Below are 5342 nucleotides of genomic sequence, written 5' to 3'. Positions count from 1 at the left end.
GTTCCATCGCCGCGACGCTGCAGCCGGCGGGACCGTGAGGCGACCCGGGCGGAACGCCCCCGCAACCAGGCCCCATCAACCTCCAGCGCGTTCTACAAGTCCAGATCCGCCCGCGGTGAAACAGACGCCTCGACTGCCCGCGTACCATCGACCGGCGTCATCCGCGAAAGCGAACTCATGAATAAGACGGGCTAACCCGCGAAAGCCCTTGACCGGATAGCCGGAGATCAACGATGAACGCGTACCTTGCCGACTGTCTTCTCAGGCGGCAGGATGTTCGTGGAACGCGTCACCGAATGGCGTGTGGTGCTTGGAATTTCTGTACGGTACGGATAAATCATGGAAGCGTTCAATAGAGAACTAGGAAACTGGTATCAGAAAATTGAAAGCGGCCAGCTGCGACTGCCCCGCTTTCAGAGGCCAGAATCGTGGGAAAGAAGCAATGTTGTCTCTGTAATCGATTCTATAGTACGCGGATTACCAATCGGCGCGCTTCTTGTGCTAGAAGTTGAAAACGAAGAGCCTTTTATATCGAGAAATATAGATATTAAAAATACTCGAAATCAAAAATGTACAGAACTTTTGCTTGATGGCCAGCAGCGTATTACAGCTATTTGGAAATCACTCAACGATTATTATGAAGACTCAGTTTACTTCTTGCGACTTGACGATCAGTCGGAACGCAGTGAAAATGAATATTCATCTCGGGTAGTCTCGGTAACGCGATGGAAATCTGAGAATGGTAGATGGCACCCACGGTGGATTGAAGATCCTGCAAGCATCTATAGTCGCAATCTTGTCCCTCTGTACTTATTTCGCCCATCATCGGATGCTGATCAGAGACAACAATGGTGCGATAAGGCGGTCTCAAACGACCATTTAGCCAGTAGAAAACTTGAGAATTCGATACGCGATGTAAAAGAGAGAATTAATCATTTTAACATCCCAATGCTAGTTCTTAAATCAGATACGACTCGCGAAGTAGCGTTAGATATATTCATACGCGTAAATACAAAAGGCGTCGCGCTCTCTGCAATGGACCTGGTTGTTGCACAACTAGAGGCGAGAACTAAATTGTCTTTGTCGGAAATGAACGAAACATTGTATGAGCGGTGCCCCGCTCTTAGGCTCTATGACGACGGCGGACAGTATGCATTGCAGGCGGCCCTGTTGAGGGACAACAAGTTGCCGAGCCAAGCGTTCATGCTTGATCTTGACTTGAAACGCGTCGCTGACAATTGGCAAGAATTAACAGACGGTCTCGTCTGGGCGATAGAGTTCCTCGCATCCGAAGGCGTTATCACGGGTGCGTTTTTGCCCACAGCGGTTGTCGTTCCGGTAATCGCTGCGCTTCATAAATATTTACCCACAGATCCTAACCAGTGTGAAAAAGCAAAAGACATAGTACGTGAGTATATGTGGCGATCCTTTATCACTGGTCGCTACGAGAATTCATCTATGTCCAAGTCTCTAAGTGATTATCGAGTTGTCAGGGATTGCATAGTAGGCGTAATGACGCGGCCGGATAAAGAGATATTCGATCAAAGCATTTATAAGGTCCCCTCGATTGGGAGCATCATTCGTGCAGGTTGGCCACGTCGTCGCGATATGTTGGGCCGAGCTGTCTTCTTGTTGTCCATAAGAAACGGTGCAGTAGGACTGATCGACGGACGACCTGTCGATTCTAACAGTATTCCGGACCGTTCTTTGGTACAGATTTTCGCGGATTATACGCTTCGAATTCCATCGACCAGTGGAATTAATATTTTCAATACGGCACTGAACTGTATTCTCGTGGAAGATAATATTGTTCCCAAAACGCAATTAAAAAACGTGCCTATAGTAGAAATACTATCAAAAACGGACATCGATCGTTCGAAGATTGATGAGCGCATTGCATCGCATTCTATTCCCATCGAAGAGTTTCGTGATTTGGTAGATTTATCAGAGAGAGTGGAAGACGTAAATAAAGAGATTTGGAACGATAAATATTCCTCATTTATTTACAAGCGAGCATCGCTAGCTCAAGAAGAAATGAGAAAACTTATAAACGATCCGATATAGAGCCTGTCGCCCAATTGGTGCGTCTTGGGATCCGTGGCGCTCCTTCACGCCATGACGGCTTTGCGGGTGGCGTCAGCGTCGAGGACGACGAGGTGCATGGCGGATCCAGAAACGCAAATCGCCCGAAGCGGTGGCTCCGGGCGCATTTGTGATCGTCCAATATTGGAACGGATAGCGGGGCGGCCGAATCTCGTCAAGCGCCTTTCGACCAGGCATCAGCCAATTCGACGTTCGATGCCACGCCTGCTTGTTTCAGGCCTGAACAAGCTCGACCCAAAGCCCGTTCCTCAGATCCTGAACACCCGCACCAACGCGTTGAGGCCGACCCGCAAGTTGGCGATGTCGGCGTTCGACCAGGACAGCGTGTCCTCGTCGGTGCAGACCACGCGGTGAACCAGGTGGCTCGACCCGCGACCCGGATCGAAGCGGTTGGTCCGATCGCCTCGGCAGGAGCTCAAGCGCATTGCATCAGTATGCTCCGAGCGCGAAAACTCCGAATTGGATCCAAGATCGCTTGCGGTCGAGAACCACGATAGTACGCTAGTGCTCTGACTCATTCAAAGGGTTCAGGCTGACGATTGAGCTTCGCCATGATGGCGTCGGCCGGCTTCGTCCAGACGAATGGCTTTGGCGCGTCGTTGTGCTGATTGATGTAGCGCCTGATCGCGGCCTGAAGATCCACGATCGAGACGAATTCGCCGCGCCTCAGCCGCCTTCGGGTGAGCGCGGAGAAGAAGCCCTCTACGGCGTTCATCCATGAGGCCGAGGTCGGCGTGAAGTGGAAGGTCCACCGTGGATGGCGCGAGAGCCAGGCTCGGACGCGCGGGTGCTTGTGGGCGGCGTAGTTGTCGAGCACCGCATGGATCACCTTGCCCGCCGGCACGCTCGCCTCCACGGCGTTGAGGAAGCGGATGAATTCCTGGTGCCGGTGGCGCTGCATGCAGCGGCCGATGACGCTGCCGTCGAGGATGTCGAGTGCCGCAAAGAGCGTGGTCGTCCCATGGCGCTTGTAGTCATGGGTCATGGTGGCGGGCCTGCCCGGCCCGACGGGCGTGCCGGGCCGGGTTCGACTCAGCGCCTGGATCTGGCTCTTCTCGTCGATGGAGAGAACGACGGCGTGCGCCGGCGGGTTCATATAGAGGCCGACGATGTTCTCGACCTTCTCGGCGAAAGCAGGATCGCTCGAGCGCTTGAAGGTGCGTATGCGATGCGGCTGTAGACGATGAGCCTGCCAGATCCGCTGGATGGTGCGCAGGGACAGACCGACGATCCTTGCGACCGCGCGTCCGGTCCAGTGCGTGACCTCTCCCGGCGGTTCCGAGCAGGTGATGGCCAGCACCCTCGCCACCGTTTCCTTCGGCACCGGTGGCTTGCCCGGCGCACGGGTCTTGTCCCGGAGAAGACCGTCGATGCCTTCTTCGGCGAAACGCTGCTGCCAACGCCAGACCGCGGGCCGGCTGGCACCCGCGCGCCTGGCGACTTCGAGAACGGGAAGCCGGTCCGCCGAGTGAAGAATGATCCGCGCCCGTTGAACATGTTTCAAAGGACGGCTGCGGTCACCGATGATCGCTCCGAGACGCTGGCGGTCGTCGGCTGTGAGGAGCACGCACGATGTCTGAGCCATCATGCCAGATTCGCATACCCTGCCGCCGATGTGAATCCTGGGATTGTGTCAGAGCACTAGTGAAGCGGCTGCTTGGAACCGCGCCGGGGCATTGCGCGTCAGCGTAGGCGCGGTTCCTTTCGGTTGTTGATGAGACTCGGACGGAACAATTAGCGGCAGTTTCATGTCGCAAGATAGGCCCAGTATTCAGAGGCAGTGCGCTCTTCAGGCAAAATGCCGTCGATTGCATGCCCGATGCAGCTCGGAAGCGAGGGCTATGTTAGCCCGCAAACTTCCGTGTGGCGGTTTTTTCATTCACGAGCGGCACCAACGCATCAGATCCTGAACACCCGCACCAGCGCGTTGAGGCCGACCCGCAGGTTGGCGATGTCGGCATTCGACCAGCACAGCGTATCCTCGTCGGTGCAGACAACGCGGTGCACCAAGTGGCTCGGCCCGCGCCCCGGATCGAAGCGGTTGGTGCGATCGCATTCGGTCAGCGCCGCCGGGGCCTCACGGAACCGTCGGCGCAACCGTTCGATCTGGTCGAGGGTCGGCTCGGTCGGGCTCAGACCCATGATGCCTTCCTCGATCAGACGTCCGGCGATCGAGCGTGGCGTTGGAGCAGGCAGACCCATGACGGTGTGGTGACGCTGGTAGAGTTCGCCGAAGACCCGGCCCGCCTCGTGCTGGTCATTGCTGATCAGGTTCGTGAAGGCGAGCCGGCCGAGGGCGGAACCAAGCCGCTCGTCCCTAGCCCGCTTGATCGACACGCCATAGTGGCGGCGGCGGGCATCGAGCGCGTCCGACATTGCTTCACGTTCGGTTTCGGCGCGTTCCAGCTTGCCGCAGGGATAACGCTTTCCAGCCTTGCGTTTGCGTCCCCTTGTCATCACGGCCTCGCAGGCTGCTGCGGGCGCTTGCCGTAGAGCTTGTCGTCGAGTTGCCTGACCAGTTCCTGCTCCGGCCATGTCAGGCGCGGGTCGGCGGGGCTCACGACGAGCAGGCCCTGCTTGCGCCAGCCTTCGCTCTTGACCTGCTCGGGATCACTGCGTTCGCCGCCATATCCTTTCTGTAGCCACTTCATTGCGTGACCTTCAGCAGAACGGCGGCGGAACCGCCTGCGGCGAGGGTGGGCCGCCCTTCTGTGCGTGCACGGATGTCATCTCGGCGAAATCCTGCCATGCTAAACAATCGCTTCGGAAACTCTATCAGTGATCGCAACCCATTGATAGAATGACGTTTTCCGACATTCTTACGCAGCAATTCGCGAATGCTCGCAAGCGCTCCTGGCTGGTCATCCAGCGCCGAGGGAATTGCATGTCTCTCCTGATAGAGAATCAGGAATGCAATGATGGCGCAGCTTCGCCCGGCCACAGATGGGCACCTCGCCGAGACAGCCGACAATCCCCCAGCACCAACATCGCCGACGTACTCCGCCTGCCAGAACCTACTCGGGACTAGTTGGCGATGGGCGACCCCCGGTAACATCGGTAACAAGGGTAACACTGGTAACAACGGTAACATCGGTAACATTGCGAGCCGGGCATCGGCACCTCATGAATCCCCTCATTTCACGAACGACTCACTTTTGCCGCTAGCGCTCGGGAAACCGCTTGTCGACGAATCGGTCGAAGGGATGGCGGAGCGATGCGGGCGAGTGCGCAACGAGCTG

At 56.5% G+C, this 5342-nt stretch carries 5 protein-coding genes; 1 reads left to right on the top strand and 4 read right to left on the bottom strand.

What is annotated here, in order from left to right:
• The first annotated feature begins 339 nt into the window (after positions 1–339).
• On the top strand, positions 340–2064 hold the full coding sequence (locus N1F91_RS30665) for a DUF262 domain-containing protein (RefSeq protein ID WP_289997704.1): 1725 nt from the start codon (positions 340–342) through the stop codon (positions 2062–2064).
• A 287-nt stretch (positions 2065–2351) separates the two neighbouring features.
• Here the strand turns inward: N1F91_RS30665 and N1F91_RS30660 are convergent, their stop codons facing one another.
• The 4 genes from N1F91_RS30660 to N1F91_RS30645 form a co-directional block, all read right to left on the bottom strand.
• A complete protein-coding gene (locus N1F91_RS30660) occupies positions 2352–2528 on the bottom strand; it encodes a hypothetical protein (protein WP_289997703.1) in 177 nt (58 codons plus the stop codon).
• A gap of 89 nt (positions 2529–2617) precedes the next feature.
• On the bottom strand, positions 2618–3688 hold the full coding sequence (locus N1F91_RS30655; protein WP_289997706.1) for an IS630 family transposase: 1071 nt from the start codon (positions 3686–3688) through the stop codon (positions 2618–2620).
• A 314-nt stretch (positions 3689–4002) separates the two neighbouring features.
• Positions 4003–4479 carry a hypothetical protein gene (locus N1F91_RS30650; RefSeq protein WP_289997702.1) on the bottom strand — a complete coding sequence of 159 codons (477 nt, stop codon included), beginning with the start codon at positions 4477–4479 and terminating at the stop codon, positions 4003–4005.
• Positions 4480–4559: 80 nt separating this feature from the next.
• A complete protein-coding gene (locus N1F91_RS30645) occupies positions 4560–4754 on the bottom strand; it encodes a hypothetical protein (protein WP_289997701.1) in 195 nt (64 codons plus the stop codon).
• Positions 4755–5342 lie beyond the last annotated feature (588 nt).

Source organism: Aquibium sp. ELW1220, assembly GCF_030398385.1.
GTDB lineage: Bacteria > Pseudomonadota > Alphaproteobacteria > Rhizobiales > Rhizobiaceae > Aquibium.
The sequence above is the reverse complement of the archived record's forward strand: the minus strand, read 5'-3'. Positions and strand labels throughout refer to the sequence as shown.